Source organism: Pseudomonas sp. PH1b (assembly GCF_000633395.1).
Lineage (GTDB): Bacteria > Pseudomonadota > Gammaproteobacteria > Pseudomonadales > Pseudomonadaceae > Aquipseudomonas.
Genome location: NZ_AYMU01000020.1, coordinates 149269 through 165009, shown reverse-complemented (window position 1 = coordinate 165009; position 15741 = coordinate 149269). Strand labels below are relative to the sequence as shown.

The following is a 15741-nucleotide window of genomic DNA, read 5'->3' as shown; positions in this document are numbered from 1 at the left end:
ACGGCACACGCCGCTTGTAGGAGCTGGCTTGCCAGCGAAAGCGCCCCCGAGAGCGATGCAGGACTTGCGGACCTCTTCGCCGGCAAGCCGGCTCCTACGGAGGAAGGGGCACGGCGGCTTGCTGTAGGCGCTGGCTTGCCAGCGAAGGCGCCCCCGAGAGCGACGCAAGGCTTGCGGGCCTCTTCGCCGGCAAGCCGGCTCCTACGGAGAAAGGTGTGCGGCGGCTTGCTGTAGGAGCTGGCTTGCCAGCGAAGGCGCCCCCGAGAGCGATGCAGGACTTGCGGACCTCTTCGCCGGCAAGCCGGCTCCTACGGAGGAAGGGGCACGGCGGCTTGCTGTAGGAGCTGGCTTGCCAGCGAAGACGCCCCCGAGAGCGACGCAAGGCTTGCGGGCCTCTTCGCCGGCAAGCCGGCTCCTACGGAAGAAGGTGTGCGCTGGCTTGCTGTAGGAGCTGGCTTGCCAGCGAAGGCGCCCCCGAGAGCGCCGCAGCCTCGCGGACCTCTTCGCCGGCAAGCCGGCTCCTACGGGATGAAGGGGTTACTGGATGTCTTCCGGCTTGACGATCACCCAGTTCTTGTCCGCGGTCACCGGCTGCCCTTCCTTGGCCTGGGCCGCGGCGTGCTTGGCGATCATGCCGTTGAGCTGGGTCATGTACTTGTCCTTGCGGTTGATCCACAGGTGGATGCCGCCCTTGGCCACGTCGACATCGTGGAACAGCATGTAGCCGTCGCTGGTGGGCGTGTCACCACCGACCAGCACCGGTTTCTTCCACTCATCGATGTAGGTCAGGATCGCCGCATGCTTGCCGGCCATCCAGGTGGCCGGAGTCCACAGGTAGGGGGTCAGCTCCAGGCCGAGGTTGGCCTTCTCGTCATATTTGCCCTCGCTGATCTGCTTGCGCGCGGTGGTCAGGGCGCCGGTCTTGCGATCCTTGAGCAGGGTGGTCACGCCGATCACGTTCTGCGGTTTGACGTTGTAGCCGTACTTGGGGTCGGCAGCGACCATGCGCACCAGCTCTTCGGACGCGGCGGTCATCACGTAGACCTCGATGCCGTTCTCCATCAGCTTGTTGTACAGCTCGGCCTGGCCAGTGAAGACCTTGGGCGGGTTGACCTCGATGGTCTTGACCACGTCACCGTCGTAATAGGTGCTCGGCACCGGCTTGCCCGACGCCATCAACTCGTCTACGTAACCCTTGAGTTCCTTGAGGGTGAAGCCCGAGAACACCTGGGCCACCCAGGGGTAGCAGACCATGTCGTCGATTTCACAGAGACGGTAGTAGTAGCTGAACAGGCTTTCCTTGTGCTCGGCGCTGTCCTTGAACGGAATCAGCTTCAGGGAGGGATCGAGGGTCTCGCGGGTGATCAGGCCCTTGTTCTCCATGTAGGGCAGCAGGGATTCTTCCAGGTCGTAGCGGTAACTGGTGTTGTCCATGTCGAACACCGCGTAGTTACCCTTGTTGGCGTTGGCTGCGATCATCGCGTCCAGCTGCTTGGCCTGCTCTGGCGGCCAATGCTTCAACTCGGTGGCGAGGGCCTGACCGGCAAGGCCCAGGCAGAGTGCGGCGGCGAGCAGTTTCGGGACGAGTTTCATCGGCGGTTTTCTCCCTGAGTGAAAGCACTCGACGCTAACAAATCCCTGTGACAGTTCTCGTCTCTACACGACCGCTTGCGTTCCGTAAGCGCCAGCCACATGCGCCTGAGCGCCAGCCGCTTATTCCAAAAACGACAGTCGCCATGCGATATCGTTATTAATTCAATAGATTTCAAGCTGTTAGGCTTGCCGGTTCGCAATCGCCCTGAGCCGCGATTGGCACTCGTCTTATCGGAGTCACAATGAATCTGCCGCTGATCCTCAATCTGCTGGTGTTCCTCGCCTTGCTGGCGGGCCTGGCACAAACCCGCCACACCACCTGGAGCCTGGCCAAGAAAGTCCTGCTGGCCCTGGTGCTGGGCGTGGTGTTCGGCATCGCCCTGCACAGCCTCTACGGTGCCGGCAATCCGGTGCTCAAGGCCTCCATCGGCTGGTTCGACCTGGTGGGCAACGGTTACGTGCAGTTGCTGCAAATGATCGTGATCCCGCTGGTGTTCGCCTCGATCCTCAGTGCCGTGGCGCGCCTGCACAACGCCTCGTCCCTGGGCAAGATCAGCTTCCTGACCATCGGCACCCTGCTGTTCACCACCGCTATCGCAGCACTGGTGGGCATCGGCCTGACCAACCTGTTCGGCCTGACCGCCGAAGGCCTGGTGGCCGGCACCCAGGAACTGGCGCGCCTGCAAGTGATCCAGAGCGACTACGCGGGCAAGGTCTCCGACCTCAACGTGCCGCAGTTGCTGCTGTCGTTCATCCCGCAGAACCCCTTCGCCGACCTGGCCCGGGCCAAGCCGACCTCGATCATCAGCGTGGTGATCTTCGCCGCCTTCCTCGGCGTCGCCGCACTGCAACTGCTCAAGGACGATGCCGACAAGGGCCAGAAGGTGCTCAACGCCATCGACACCCTGCAAGCCTGGGTAATGCGCCTGGTGCGCCTGGTGATGAAGCTGACCCCCTACGGTGTGCTGGCGCTGATGACCAAGGTGGTCGCAGGCTCCAACCTGCAGGACATCATCAAGCTCGGCAGTTTCGTGGTGGTGTCCTACATCGGCCTGGGCCTGATGTTCGTGGTTCACGGCCTGCTGGTGGCCCTGGCCGGGATCAACCCGCTGCGCTTCTTCCGCAAGGTCTGGCCGGTGCTGACCTTCGCCTTCACCAGCCGCTCCAGCGCCGCGAGCATTCCCCTGAGCATCGAGGCCCAGACCCGGCGCCTGGGCATTCCGCAATCGATCGCCAGCTTCGCCGCCTCATTCGGCGCGACCATCGGCCAGAACGGCTGTGCCGGCCTGTACCCGGCGATGCTGGCGGTGATGGTAGCGCCGACCGTAGGCATCAACCCACTGGACCCGCTGTGGATCGCCACCCTGGTGGCCATCGTGACCTTGAGTTCGGCCGGTGTGGCCGGGGTCGGCGGTGGCGCGACCTTTGCCGCGCTGATCGTGCTGCCGGCCATGGGCCTGCCGGTGTCGTTGGTGGCGCTGCTGATTTCCGTGGAGCCGCTGATCGACATGGGCCGCACCGCCCTCAACGTCAGCGGTTCGATGACCGCCGGCGCGATCACCAGCCAGGTGATGCAGCAGACCGACAAGGCGCTGCTGGACGCCGATGAGCATTCGGAGCTGGAGCACGTATAAAAGCAGTTGCAAGCCGCCAGCTACAAGCTGCAAGTAGAAGCCGACGGGCTCTTGCTTGCAGCTTGAAGCTTGAAACTTGCAGCTGCCTGCTGTCAGCTTCTCTCCCACACCTCGAAGCTGTACGCCGGCTTGTCGCCTTCGGGCGGGTTCGGTACCTCTGATACCAGCTTCCACTGCTGTTCATCGAACTCTGGGAACCAGGCATCGCCCTGCGGGCTCAACGCTACCCGCGTCAGGTACAGGCGATCTGCCTGCTCCAGCCCTTGTCCATAGAGCTGTGCGCCCCCAATAAGCATCAGTTCGCTGGCGCCCTGCTCCAGGGCCCATTCCTCGGCCCGGGCCACCGCGGCTTCCAGCGACGGATAGACCTCGGCACCTTCGAGCGCCAGATCGGTCTGACGACTGACCACGATATTCAACCGCCCCGGCAAGGGCCGGCCGAGCGAATCCCAGGTCTTGCGCCCCATGATGATGGGCTTGCCCAGGGTGGTGGCCTTGAAGAATTTGAAATCCCCCGGCAAATGCCAGGGCATGCTGTTGTCGACGCCGATCACGCGGTTTTCACCGAGGGCCGCGATCAGGCTGAGAGGGAGAGATTTTTTCATGCCGGCGAGGATACCAGAGGACCAGGACCTGGCAACGTACCCCGATCCGCGCTGCAGCAGTTATGCTCAGCGCACTTTTGAGCGATGGAATGACGCGTGACTGCACTGACTCCCCTGCAACGCCTGTGGCTGACCGAAACCGTGCGCCTGCGCGAGGAGCACGCCGGCCCGCTGGAAGATCAGGAAGCCAACCGCCTGGCCCGCAACCAGGGCGGCGACCTGGCGACCCGGATCCAGAACCGCGCCCTGTGGCTGGCCCAGCGTGACGGCCTGCACAGTGCCCTGCTGCACTGGCAGCAAGGTGCGCGGCTGGCACTGCTGGCACTCTCGGTCTTGGCGGTCATCAGCGGCGCCGGCCTGGCCTTCAGCGCCCTGGGCAACACCCAGCAGCCGGTGAACGTGTTCTGGGCCCTGGGCAGCCTGCTGGGGATCAACCTGATCCTGCTGCTGAGCTGGCTGGCCGGCCTGCTGTTCGCCGGCGAGCACGGTGCCAGCCTGGGCCGCCTGTGGCTGTGGCTCAGCGAGAAATTCTCCCGGGATGCCAAGGCCGCCCAACTGCCACCGGCCCTGCTGTTGTTGCTGCAACGGCGCAAGCTCAACCGCTGGGCCCTGGGCAGCCTGATCAACGGCCTGTGGTGCCTGGCCCTGCTCAGCGCCGTGGCCATGCTGCTGTTGCTGCTGACCACCCATCGCTACAGCTTTGTCTGGGAAAGTACCCTGCTGGGCGCCGATGCCTTCGCTGCCATCACCAACTTCCTCAGCGCCCTGCCCCGGTCACTGGGCCTGGGCGCCCCGAGCCTGGCGACCATCCAGGCCAGTACCCGGGATGTCTACAACACTGAGCTGGTCCGTCAGATGTGGGCCATCTGGCTGGTGGTGCTGGTGGTGATCTACGGCGTGTTGCCGCGTCTGCTGCTGATGCTGTTCTGCCGCTGGCGCTGGAAACACGGACAGGCACGCCTGCAACTGGACCTCAACCTGCCGGGCTACGCGCAACTGCGTGAACCCCTGATGCCCAGCAGCGAACGCCTGGGGGTCAACGATGCGGCTCCCGAACTGTTGCACCGGGTCGAAGGCGCAGCCAACACCCTGGACAGCAGCGGCGCGCTGCTGGTGGCCATCGAGCTCGACGACCAGCGCCCCTGGCCGCCGCAGCTGCCGGATAACGTCAAGGACGCCGGCATCCTCGACAGCCGCGAATCACGCCATCGCCTGCTGGAACAGATGAGCCGCTTCCCCCCGGCGCGCCTGGTGATCGCCTGCGATCCCCGGCGTTCGCCGGACCGCGGCAGCCTGGGGCTGATTGCCGAGCTGGCGCGCAATGCCAGCGCCACCCGGGTCTGGCTGCTGCAGGCACCGCCCGGCCAGGCCCTGGATGCCGAGCGCCTGGGTGACTGGCACAGCGCCCTGCAACAGCTGGAACTGCCGTTCGCCGATTGCGCCCCCCTCAACTGGCTGGAGACCGGTCATGACTGATGCCCGCCACAAGCCGCTGAAACTGGCGGTGGTCGGCCACACCAACGTGGGCAAGACCTCGCTGCTGCGCACCCTGACCCGGGACGTGGGTTTCGGGGAAGTGTCCCATCGCCCCAGCACCACCCGGCATGTGGAAGGTGCGCGGCTGTCGGTGGAGGGCGAAGCCCTGCTGGAGCTGTACGACACCCCCGGCCTTGAGGACGCCATCGCCCTGCTGGATTACCTGGAACGCCTGGAACGCCCGGGCGAACGCCTGGATGGCCCGGCGCGGGTGGCACGCTTTCTCGACGGCAGCGAGGCCCGCCAGCGTTTCGAACAGGAAGCCAAGGTGCTGCGCCAGCTGCTGGCCTCGGACGCCGGCCTGTATGTGATCGATGCCCGGGAACCGGTGCTGGCCAAATACCGCGACGAGCTTGAGGTGCTCACTGGCTGCGGCAAGCCGCTGCTGCCGGTGCTGAACTTCGTCAGCAGCGCCGACCAGCGCGAAGGCGACTGGCGTGAAGCCCTGGCCCGCCTGGGCCTGCATGCCCTGGTGCGCTTCGACAGCGTGGCGCCGCCCCAAGACGGCGAACAGCGCCTGTACGAGAGCCTGGCGCTGTTGCTGGAGCACGCCCGCCCGGCCCTGCAACGCTTGATGGACGACCAGCAGGCCCAGCGCCGGGCGCGCCAGCACAGCGCAGCGCGGCTGATTGCCGAACTGCTGGTGGACTGCGCCGCCTGCCGCCGCAGCGTGGCCAGCGACGCCCAACAGGAACAACAAGCCATTGGCGAACTGCGCCAGGCCATCCGCCAGCGCGAGCAGCGCTGCGTCGAAGCCTTGCTCAAGCTCTACGCCTTCCGCCCCGAGGACGCGTCGACCAGCGACCTGCCGCTACTGGACGGGCGCTGGGGCGACGACCTGTTCAACCCGGAAACCCTCAAGCAACTGGGGGTGCGGGTAGGCAGCGGCATCGCCGCGGGCGCGGCGGCCGGAGCCGGGGTCGACCTGCTGGTTGGTGGCCTGACCCTGGGCGCCGCGGCGCTGGCCGGGGCTATTGCCGGTGGCGCCCTGCAAACCGCCCGCAGCTACGGCAGCCGCTTGCTGGGCAAGCTCAAGGGCCAGCGCGAACTGACCGTGGATGACAGCGTGCTGCGCCTGCTGGCCCTGCGTCAGCGCCAGCTGGTACAGGCCTTGAACCTGCGCGGGCATGCGGCCATGGACAGCATTCGCCTGGCCACGCCGGAGGATAAGAGCTGGCGCGAGGGCAAGTTGCCGGAAGCCCTGAGCAAGGCTAGGGCTCATCCGCAGTGGTCGTCGCTCAATCCCCATGCGCGCCTGAGCCAGGCCGAGCGTCAGGAGCAGATCGAGGCGCTGGCTGAGACGTTGCTGGTGTCGTAGATCGCCTTCGCCGGCAAGCCCTGTAGGAGCCGGCTTGCCGGCGAAAGGGCCCTCAGGCCAATACAGTCAGCGCCTTGTCCTTGAGCACCTGCATATCCATCACCGGGACCCACATTTCCTTGGCCTGCTCGTCCCAGTGACGCATGCGCAAACTCACCGCCCATAACGGGTCGAGTTCGAAGGCTGCCGCCTCTGCCGCGCTCATCACCCCACCCTGGTACTCCAGGGTGCGCCGGCTGGCTTCGCTCAGCCGCTGGTAATAACCGGGGTCCTTGAAGGTCAGGTAGCGCTTGGCCTGGACGTGGTATTCCACCAGCCGTGCCAGGCGTTCGCTGAAACCCGCCCGGCGCAAGTAGTCCGCCCCCAGGCGTTCATGGCTGACCACGCCATAGCCCCCCATGTTCTCGGCATCCTGCACGCAGATATGCCCGATATCGTGGAAGAACGCCGCCAGCACCACTTCATCGTCATAGCCCTCGGCCATGGCCAACTGAGCGGCCTGGGACATGTGCTCGATCTGCGACACCGGCTCGCCGATGTAGTCGCTGTCACCGAAGCGCTCATACAGGCCGAAGACCTCGGCGATCACCTGCTGCGGTCGATTCATCACTGCTCCTCCAGTATCCGGGCGATGTTGCGCTCGGCCATGGCCGGACCGACGCTCATGCCGACCCCGGTATGCATCAGAGACACATTGATCCCGGGGGCCGCCTCCAGGAAGGAAAACGGCGCCGGGCCACGGGCACCATAGACACCCTGCCAGCGCTCCACCACCTGGACCTTGCAGCCCAGGGTCTGCTCGGCCAGCTCGATCATCCAGTTATCCACCTGTTCGCCGTTGAATGGCGACGGATCCCCGCCGTAATCGTGGGAATCGCCGATGATCAGCTCACCATAGGGGGTCGGACTGATCAGTAGATGAATCCCATGCTCATGCAGATGGGGGGCCTGGGCCAGGATCTCGGCCTGCACCGCCGCCGCTTCCGGCAGGTCGGCAAAGGCACCGTAATGCACACAGCTCAAGCCGGTGAGCAGCGCGTGCTGCAGGTTCAGCTCGGCCTGGGGACGGGCGCGGAGCATCTGCAGGCGGCAGACCTGCGGGTGCAACTGGGCAATCGGCTCGGCCAGCAGGGTCTGGTAGTCGTGGCCCGAACAGACCAGGGTCCGCGTGCCACGAAAACTGCCGGCGGTGCTGTGCAACAGCCCCGGCTGGATGTCCCGAACCAGGGTCGAGAAGTGGAACTGCACCCCCAGGTCCCGGCGCAGGTAGTCGATCAGCGCCGGAATCGCCTCGCGGGAATACAGTTGCTGGTCGTCCAGGCCGTGCAGGGCCGCCCGGTGATGGCGGAACTGGCCACCATACAGGTCATTCAAGGCCGCGCCGCGCAGCAGCTCGACCCGGTAACCGTGTTCCTGCGCCCGGCCGGCACAAAAGGCCTGCAGCAGGTGCTCTTCGGCTTCGCTGCGGGCGAACAGGTAGGAACCGTTGCGCTTGAGCTGCACGCCCGCCAACTGCTGCCAGTCGCCCCAGATTTCCCGGCTGGCCTTGGCCAGCTCCAGCATCATCCCCGGCGGCTGGCCTGTGACCAGGGCCTGGCCGAAATTGCGCACCGACGCGCCCAGGGGCGTGGCGCTGCGCTCGAAAACTTGCACCCGCAAACCGCGCTTGGCGGCGGCATAGGCGTGGGACAGGCCCAGGATGCCGGCGCCGACGATCAGCAGATCGCTGTGATTGGTCATGTTCATGTCTCATTGAGTGTGGCGAGGGAGCGTGCGCCCGCTGGAGTGCGCAGCACTCCCAGGCAGCTGCAGCGCATTGTCCGGACTCAGGGCTGCTTCACCGCCCAGCGCGAGCCAGTTCCCTCGCCACAGCTGCCCTGGGCGTTACTGTGCGGCGACCTTTTCCGACTTGCCGTCATAGCGCTTGCGCCATTCGCTGAGGATTTCGTCGCGGTTCTTCGAAGCCCAGGCAAAGTCGTTCTTGATCAGGCGCTGCTCGTAGTCCGCCGGCAGTTCGGTCTGCGGCTTGGCGATGCCGGGCTGGGCCAGCACGGCGAAGTTTTCCTTGTACAGCTCCATGGCCGCCGGGCTGGCGGAGAAGTCGGCGAGCTTCTTCGCCGCCTCTTCGTGGGGGGTGCCCTTGATCACTGCGGTGGCTTCGATTTCCCAGCCCAGGCCTTCCTTGGGCAGGACGATGTCCAGCGGCGCGCCCTGGCGCTTCAACTGCACCGCCGGGTACTCGAAGGAGATGCCGATGGGGAATTCACCGGCGGCGGCCAGCTTGCACGGTTTGGAACCGGAATGGACGTACTGGCCGATGTTCTGGTGCAGCTCATCCATGTACTGCCAGCCCTGCTTCTCGCCGAAGGTCTGCAGCCAGGCGCTGACGTCGAGGAAGCCGGTGCCCGAGGATGCCGGGTTAGGCATGACGATCTTGCCCTTGTACTCGGGCTTGGTCAGGTCCTGCCAGCTCACCGGCTTGGTCAGGCCCTGCTTCTGGGCCTCCACGGTGTTGAAGCAGATGGTCGCGGCCCACACGTCCATGCCGACCCAGGCCGGCGGGTTGGCGGCGTCGCGGTAGTTCGGGCCGATCTTGCCCAGGTCCTTCGGTGCATAGCTCTGCAGCATGCCCTGCTGGTCGAGGATCGCCAGGCTGGACGCCGCCAGGCCCCACACCGCATCCGCCTGCGGACGGGCTTTTTCGGCCAGCAGCTTGGCGGTGATGATGCCGGTGGAATCACGTACCCACTTGATCTCCACGTCCGGGTTGGCCTTTTCAAAAGCCTGTTTGTAGGACTTCAGTTGCTCGGCTTCGAGGGCGGTATAGACCGTCAGTTCGGTTTTCGCAGCAAAGGCGTTCAGGCTGACAGCAGAGAGGACGGCAGCGGCAAGAGCCAGGGGCTTGAACATGGTGCGGTTCCTTAGTGAGTGCAGATCAGGGTTGGGGGAGGTGAACGGAATCAGTGACCGGGTGCGCCCTGGCGCCAGGCCTGGGAGCGGCGCAGCAGGCCCCGCGACGCCCAGGCCAGCAACAGCGAGACGCCGGCCGAGGTGAACAGGATCAGGGTCGACATCGCCGCGGCGCCGCCGACATTGCCGGCATCGTCCATGTTCAGCACGGCCACGGCGGCGAGGATGGTGTCGGGGCTGTAGAGGAAGATTGCCGCCGACACCGTGGTCATCGCCGAAACGAACAGGTAGCGCACGATGTCCAGCAGCGCCGGCAGGCAGATCGGCACCGTGACCCGCAGGTAGTGCCGGTACAGCGGCGCCTTGAGCGACAGCGCAGCCGCCTCGAACTCCGCGTCCAGCTGGCGCAGGGCGGTGGTGGCGGTCATCTGCGCGGTGGTCAGGTAGTGGGCGATGGTGCACACCACCAGCAGGGTCATGGTGCCGTAGAGCACATGCAGCGGGTTGCCGTTGAGGTTGAAAAAGAACACGTAGCCCAGGCCCAGCACCAGGCCGGGCACCGCCATGGGCACGAAGCTGAGCATGCGCAGCGCCAGGTTGAGGCCGCGCTGCCCCGAGGTCTTCTCCATCAGGTAGGCACCGGTGAAGATCAGCACGCTGCCGATCAGCGCCGTGCACAGGGCCATGGTCAGGCTGTTGCGGTAGGCCAGCCAGCCACCGCCGGCGGTGTCATTGAACTGATAGTGATTGAGAGACAGCGACAGGTTGTAGGGCCAGAACTTCACCAGGGAGGAATACACCGCCATGCCGAACACCAGCAGCAACGCTGCGCAGATCAACAGCACGATGGCCAGGTAGCAGGCATCGCGGCGCTTGCACGGCGCCGGCCTGAACACCTGGGCCCGGCCGCTCATGGAGTCGCCATGGCGGCGACGCAACCAGGCATCGACGCCGAAGCTGAACAGCGCCGGGAGCAACAGCACCATGCCGATCAGCGCGCCGCGGCCGAACTGCTGTTGGCCGACCACCGCCTTGTAGGCCTCCAGGGCCAGCACCTGGTAGTCGCCGCCGACCACTACCGGCACGCCGAAATCGGTGATGGTCAGGGTGAACACCAGGCAGAAGGCGGCGAATACCGCCTGCCGGGTGGCCGGCCAGGTAATGCTGCGAAAGGCCTTGGCCGGGCTCGCGCCCATGCTCGACGCCGCATCGAACAACCGCGCATCCGCCAGGGACAGGGCCGAGAGCAGAATCATCAGGGCATGGGGGAAGGTGTAGATCACCTCACCGAGGACAATGCCCCAGAAACCGTAGATGTTGTCGGCGAACAGACCGCGAAGCATGCCCTGGTTGCCGAACAGGTAGACCAGGGCAATACCCGGCAGCATCGACGGTGCCATCAGCGGCAACAGCGACAGGCCGCGCCAGATCGCCTTGCCGGGAATCAGCGTGCGCTGCAGGGCGTAGGCGAACAGATAGGCCAGGGGCACCACGATGGCGGCAACGCTGAGGGAGACTTTCAGGCTGTTGCCGAGCAGCCAGTGAAAATTGTCACTGCTGATGAGTTCACGGGCCGCGACCAGGCCACCGCCCTGCCCGGCCTCGGCGCTGAAGCCGCGCCAGAAGATCGCCAGCAGCGGCAGCAGCACCGCAACCCCCAGCAACAGCAGGAGCAGGAACTTGCCACCCACGACGAACAGACGGTCGCCGAGTTCGGCACGGGAAGTCTGCCGCGCCCGCTTTGCAGGTAGCGGCAGGGACATTTGCACGCTCATATCAGGCAAACACCTGCAGGCTGCGCGGCGGCAAGGCGACCCAGATGTCCTGGGCGCCCAGTCGCGGCATGGCTTCCGGTGCCAGTTCGGCCAGCAGCGGATGCCCTGGCAAATGATTGAGTTCAAAACTCATGCGGCAGCGGTTGCCGAGGAAGGTGATTTCCCGGACCTTGGCCGCGAACAGGTTTTCCTCATGCACCGGCGGGTTGACGCTGATGGCTTCCGGACGGCAGAACAAGCGGCCCGAGGCGGCCTTGGCCGAATCGTCGGCCAGGCGCACATTCATCCCGCCGACCTGGGCATGGCTGTCGCTGTTGCGGCTGAAGGGTAGCCAGTTGCCCTGGCCGACGAACTCGGCGACGAACGGCGTGGCCGGACGGTCGTAGATTTCCTGGGGCGTAGCGTACTGCTCGACCTTGCCGTTGTTCATCACGGCAATCCGGTCGGCCATCAGCATGGCTTCGTCCTGGTTGTGGGTGACCATCAGGGTGGTGATTCCCAGGCGCCGCTGCAGCTGGCGCAGTTCGGTGCACAGGTGCTCGCGGACCCGGGCGTCCAGGGCCGACATTGGCTCATCCAGCAGCAGCAGCGAAGGTGCCGGCGCCAAGGCCCGGGCCAGGGCGACCCGCTGCTGCTGCCCACCGGAAAGCTGGCCGGGGTATTTTTTTTCGCTGCCGGACAGGCCAACCAGCTCCAGCATCTGCGCCACGCGCTTGCGCGTTTCCTCGCGCCCGCTGCCGGCCAGGCCGTAGGCGATGTTGGCTTCCACGGTGAGATTGGGAAACAGCGCGTAGGACTGGAACAGAATGCCGTAGTCACGGGCCTGTGGCGGCAGGAGCGACACATCCCGTTCCCCCAGGTACAACTCGCCCTGGTCCTGGCGCTCAAGGCCGGCGATGCAGCGCAGCAAGGTGGTCTTGCCGCAGCCAGACGGCCCCAGCAGGCACACCAGTTCGCCGGCGGCCACGTCCAGGGAAACGTTATCCAGCGCGGTGAAGGCACCAAAGCGCTTCTGTACACCGCGAATCTTCATCGGTGCGCCGGGGTTGCTCAGGGCAGTTGCAGTCGGGTTGTTCATGGACGGGCCTCATCTGGCAGATGAAACCCATCCTAGGGGGCGAATGCGTAGCTCTTGTGGCAAACAGGCAAAAGCTGCCGATAGTGGTATTGGCAGATTTGGGTTGGCGCCGGGCCACAGAGCCGGTAGCGGCCGGGGGCATGATGAGGCGCCGGGCAAGGGATGGCGGCCGGAGCAGCTGTGACTAAAGAGGCGCCATTTCCTGGGCCAGCCCGAGGAAAGCCGCAGGCAGCCGCGCGTTCTTGCGCTCCTTGAGGCAATACAGGTATTCGGCTATCTGCGGTGCATTTTCGATGCTCAGCACCCGCAACTGCGGATCGTGAGGAACCTCCTGGCGGGCAATGATGCTGATGCCGATATTGCGCAGCACCGCTTCGCGAATCGACTCGCGGCTGCCGATTTCCAACAGTGGGCCGAAGCTGACGTTGGCGTTCTTCAGCAGGTCCTCGGTGAGGCTGCGGGTGGTGGACCCGGGTTCGCGCATCAACAGGGTGTGTCCGGCCAGGGCGTTGAGGGGCACATGGTCCAGGGCGGCCAGGGGATGATTGCGGTGCACCGCCAGCACCAGCGGATCGCTGCCCAGTACCCGGCGGATCAACCGCGAATCCTCCAGCAACTGCGAGGATGCCGCCACATCCACCCGGTACTCCTCCAGTGCCTCCAGCACCTGCTGGGAGTTGCCGATTTCCACCGAGACCTCCACTTGCGGCAAGCGTTGGCGAAAGGTCTTCACCAGGTCGAGGATGTAATAAGGCGCCGTGGCCGCGATGCGCAGAGTGCCCTGCACCTGGCCGCTGTTACGCAGGAAGAACTCGATGTCGGCCTCCTGCTGCAACAGGTCCTTGACCATCGGCAGCAGGCGCGCGCCCTCATCGCTCAGGCTCAGGCGCCGGCCACCGCGAAAGAACAGCTCCACCGAATACTGGCTTTCCAGATTGCGGATCTGGGTAGTCACTGTGGGCTGGCTGAGACCGAGCTTCTTCGCCGCCTGGGTGATGCTGCCCAGGCGAGCGACCATGTAGAAGGCCTTGAGCTCCGCACTCAACATGGAAGGCCGCGACACGCTTGTGGCTGCGAGCTGCAAGCCGATACAGGTCCTTGTAGGTTCATCACGCTGACTCTCACCTCGATCGCTTGCAGCTTGTAGCTCGCCGCTGCCCTGGCTATTTGCGCAGCAGGCGCAAGCCGTTGAACACCACCAACAGGCTGACCCCCATGTCGGCGAATACTGCCATCCACATGGTGGCCAGTCCGGCAAAGGTTACCCCAAGAAAGATCGCCTTGATGACCAGCGCCAGAGCGATATTTTGCTTGAGGACCACCGAGGTCTGGCGCGACAAGCGGATAAACGCCGGGATCTTGCGCAGATCGTCGTCCATTAGGGCCACATCGGCGGTCTCGATAGCGGTATCGGTGCCCGCCGCTGCCATGGCAAAACCAATCTCGGCGCGGGCCAGGGCCGGGGCGTCGTTGATCCCGTCGCCCACCATGCCCACCCGGTGGCCTTCGGCGTACAGGGCTTCGATGGCTTGCAGCTTGTCGGTAGGCAACAGGTCGCCCCGGGCCTGGTCGATGCCTACCTGGGCGGCAATCGCCTGGGCCGTATGCGGGTTGTCGCCCGTCAGCATCAGGGTCTTGATTCCCAGCTCATGCAGCTGCTGGATGGCTTCGCGACTGGACTCCTTGACGGTGTCGGCCACGGCGAACAGGGCCAGCGGGCCGTTGCGATCCAGCAGCAGGACCACGGTCTTGCCCTGCTTCTCCAGGGCGAAGAGCTTTTCTTCCAGGGCAGGCGAGCACAGGCCCAGCTCTTCCACCAGGCGGTGGTTGCCCAGGTGATACAGCTCACCGTTGATTTCACCGCGCACCCCTCGGCCGGTCAGGGCCTCGAAGTTATCCACAGGGTGCATCGCCAGCTGTTTATCCACAGCCGCCTGGGCAATGGCCAGGGACACCGGGTGGTCGGAACGCCCGGCCAGGCTGGCGGCCAGGGCGGGCGCCGAGTCTTCGGCGAGCGGATCCAGGGGCAGGAAGTCGGTCTGCACCGGCTTGCCGTGGGTGATGGTGCCAGTCTTGTCCAGGGCCAGGTAATCGAGCTTGTAGCCACCCTCCAGGTAGACCCCGCCCTTGACCAGGATGCCCTTGCGCGCCGCCGCGGCCAGGCCGCTGACAATGCTCACCGGGGTGGAGATCACCAGGGCACACGGGCAGGCCACCACCAGCAGCACCAGGGCACGGTAGATCCAGTCGAACCAGGCACCGGCCATGAACAGGGGCGGAATCAGCGCCACGCCCAGGGCAAAGGCGAACACCGCCGGGGTGTAGATCTTCGAGAAGCTGTCGACGAAGCGCTGGGTCGGTGCCCGGGCGCCCTGGGCCTGTTCCACGGCATGGATGATGCGCGCCAGGGTCGAATTGTTGGCGGCCGCGGTAACCCGGAACTCCAGGGAGCCGGCCTGGTTGATGGTGCCGGCGAAGACCTTGTCGCCCACGGTCTTTTCCACGGGCAGGCTTTCACCGGTGATCGGTGCCTGGTCGATGGTGGAGTTGCCGGACAGCACTTCGCCGTCCAGGCCAATGCGCTCGCCGGGCCGGACCCGAACCCGCGCCCCCAGCTCGACGCTTTTTGCCTCCTGCTCACGCCAGCTGCCGTCCGCCTGTTGCACCGTGACCTGTTCCGGGGTCATCTGCATCAGGCCACTGATGGCGTTGCGAGCACGGTCCAGAGAGCGGGCTTCGATCAGTTCGGCCACGGTGAACAGGAACATCACCATCGCCGCTTCCGGCCATTGGCCGATCAGCACCGCGCCGGTGACGGCGATGCTCATCAGGGCATTGATGTTGAGGTTGCGGTTCTTCAGGGCAATCCAGCCCTTCTTGTAGGTACCCAGGCCGCCACTGAGGATCGACACCAGGGCTACCAGCGCGATCACCCAATCGGGGGCAGCATTGGTGAAATGGATGACTTCGGCCGCCAGGGCACCGATCCCGGACAGGGCCAGCGGCCACCAGGGCTTTTTCACCGGCGCCGCAGCTGCCGGCGCGGCGTCCGAACTTGGGTTCAGGGGCTCGGCGTGCATGCCGAGGGATTTCACCGCCGCGATGATCGGCGCCGTGTCCGGCAGGTCGTGGGTCACCCCCAGCACGCGGTTCATCAGGTTGAACTCCAGCGCCTGGACCCCGGCCAGCTTGCCCAGCTTGTTCTGGATCAGGGTCTGCTCGGTAGGACAGTCCATGGCTTCGATGCGGAAGCTGCTCAGGCGCGCGCCGGCGGTCGGGGTCTCGCTCAAGG

12 protein-coding genes are annotated in these 15741 nt (G+C 65.4%); 3 read left to right on the top strand and 9 right to left on the bottom strand.

The window, feature by feature from the left end; translation table 11 throughout:
• Positions 1 to 537: 537 nt before the first annotated feature.
• Positions 538 to 1593: a hypothetical protein gene (locus U873_RS0125850; protein WP_025131001.1), complete on the bottom strand. Its 1056-nt coding sequence runs from the start codon at positions 1591 to 1593 to the stop codon at positions 538 to 540.
• A gap of 242 nt (positions 1594 to 1835) precedes the next feature.
• Here U873_RS0125850 and U873_RS0125845 point away from each other — a divergent pair, with 242 nt between their 5' ends.
• Positions 1836 to 3227 (top strand): L-cystine transporter, encoded by a 1392-nt coding sequence (locus U873_RS0125845; RefSeq protein WP_025131000.1) that lies wholly within the window; start codon positions 1836 to 1838, stop codon positions 3225 to 3227.
• Positions 3228 to 3319: 92 nt separating this feature from the next.
• Here U873_RS0125845 and U873_RS0125840 read toward each other — a convergent pair whose 3' ends face one another.
• Complete coding sequence (locus tag U873_RS0125840) at positions 3320 to 3832, bottom strand: dihydrofolate reductase (RefSeq protein WP_025130999.1); 513 nt, start codon at positions 3830 to 3832, stop codon at positions 3320 to 3322.
• A gap of 96 nt (positions 3833 to 3928) precedes the next feature.
• On the opposite strand from U873_RS0125840, the gene U873_RS0125835 reads away from it, so the two are divergent.
• Together U873_RS0125835 and U873_RS0125830 are read left to right on the top strand one after the other, a co-directional pair.
• Positions 3929 to 5308: a DUF2868 domain-containing protein gene (locus tag U873_RS0125835; RefSeq protein ID WP_025130998.1), complete on the top strand. Its 1380-nt coding sequence runs from the start codon at positions 3929 to 3931 to the stop codon at positions 5306 to 5308.
• Positions 5301 to 6686: a DUF3482 domain-containing protein gene (locus U873_RS0125830; protein ID WP_025130997.1), complete on the top strand. Its 1386-nt coding sequence runs from the start codon at positions 5301 to 5303 to the stop codon at positions 6684 to 6686. The genes U873_RS0125835 and U873_RS0125830 overlap by 8 nt, the downstream gene beginning before the upstream one ends.
• A gap of 52 nt (positions 6687 to 6738) precedes the next feature.
• Here the strand turns inward: U873_RS0125830 and U873_RS0125825 are convergent, their stop codons facing one another.
• From U873_RS0125825 to U873_RS0125795, 7 genes are all read right to left on the bottom strand, one after another.
• Positions 6739 to 7293 carry a phosphonate degradation HD-domain oxygenase gene (locus tag U873_RS0125825; protein WP_025130996.1) on the bottom strand — a complete coding sequence of 185 codons (555 nt, stop codon included), beginning with the start codon at positions 7291 to 7293 and terminating at the stop codon, positions 6739 to 6741.
• Complete coding sequence (locus U873_RS0125820; RefSeq protein WP_025130995.1) at positions 7293 to 8426, bottom strand: TIGR03364 family FAD-dependent oxidoreductase; 1134 nt, start codon at positions 8424 to 8426, stop codon at positions 7293 to 7295. The genes U873_RS0125825 and U873_RS0125820 overlap by 1 nt, the downstream gene beginning before the upstream one ends.
• Positions 8427 to 8570: 144 nt before the next feature.
• Positions 8571 to 9596: a putative 2-aminoethylphosphonate ABC transporter substrate-binding protein gene (locus U873_RS0125815; protein WP_025130994.1), complete on the bottom strand. Its 1026-nt coding sequence runs from the start codon at positions 9594 to 9596 to the stop codon at positions 8571 to 8573.
• Positions 9597 to 9646: 50 nt separating this feature from the next.
• Positions 9647 to 11371 (bottom strand): putative 2-aminoethylphosphonate ABC transporter permease subunit, encoded by a 1725-nt coding sequence (locus tag U873_RS0125810; protein WP_025130993.1) that lies wholly within the window; start codon positions 11369 to 11371, stop codon positions 9647 to 9649.
• Between the two features lies 1 nt (position 11372).
• Positions 11373 to 12449 carry a putative 2-aminoethylphosphonate ABC transporter ATP-binding protein gene (locus U873_RS0125805; RefSeq protein ID WP_025130992.1) on the bottom strand — a complete coding sequence of 359 codons (1077 nt, stop codon included), beginning with the start codon at positions 12447 to 12449 and terminating at the stop codon, positions 11373 to 11375.
• A 184-nt stretch (positions 12450 to 12633) separates the two neighbouring features.
• Positions 12634 to 13497: a LysR family transcriptional regulator gene (locus tag U873_RS0125800; RefSeq protein WP_025130991.1), complete on the bottom strand. Its 864-nt coding sequence runs from the start codon at positions 13495 to 13497 to the stop codon at positions 12634 to 12636.
• A 115-nt stretch (positions 13498 to 13612) separates the two neighbouring features.
• Positions 13613 to 15739, bottom strand: coding sequence for a heavy metal translocating P-type ATPase (locus U873_RS0125795; RefSeq protein WP_256244970.1), 2127 nt, complete (start codon positions 15737 to 15739; stop codon positions 13613 to 13615).
• Positions 15740 to 15741 lie beyond the last annotated feature (2 nt).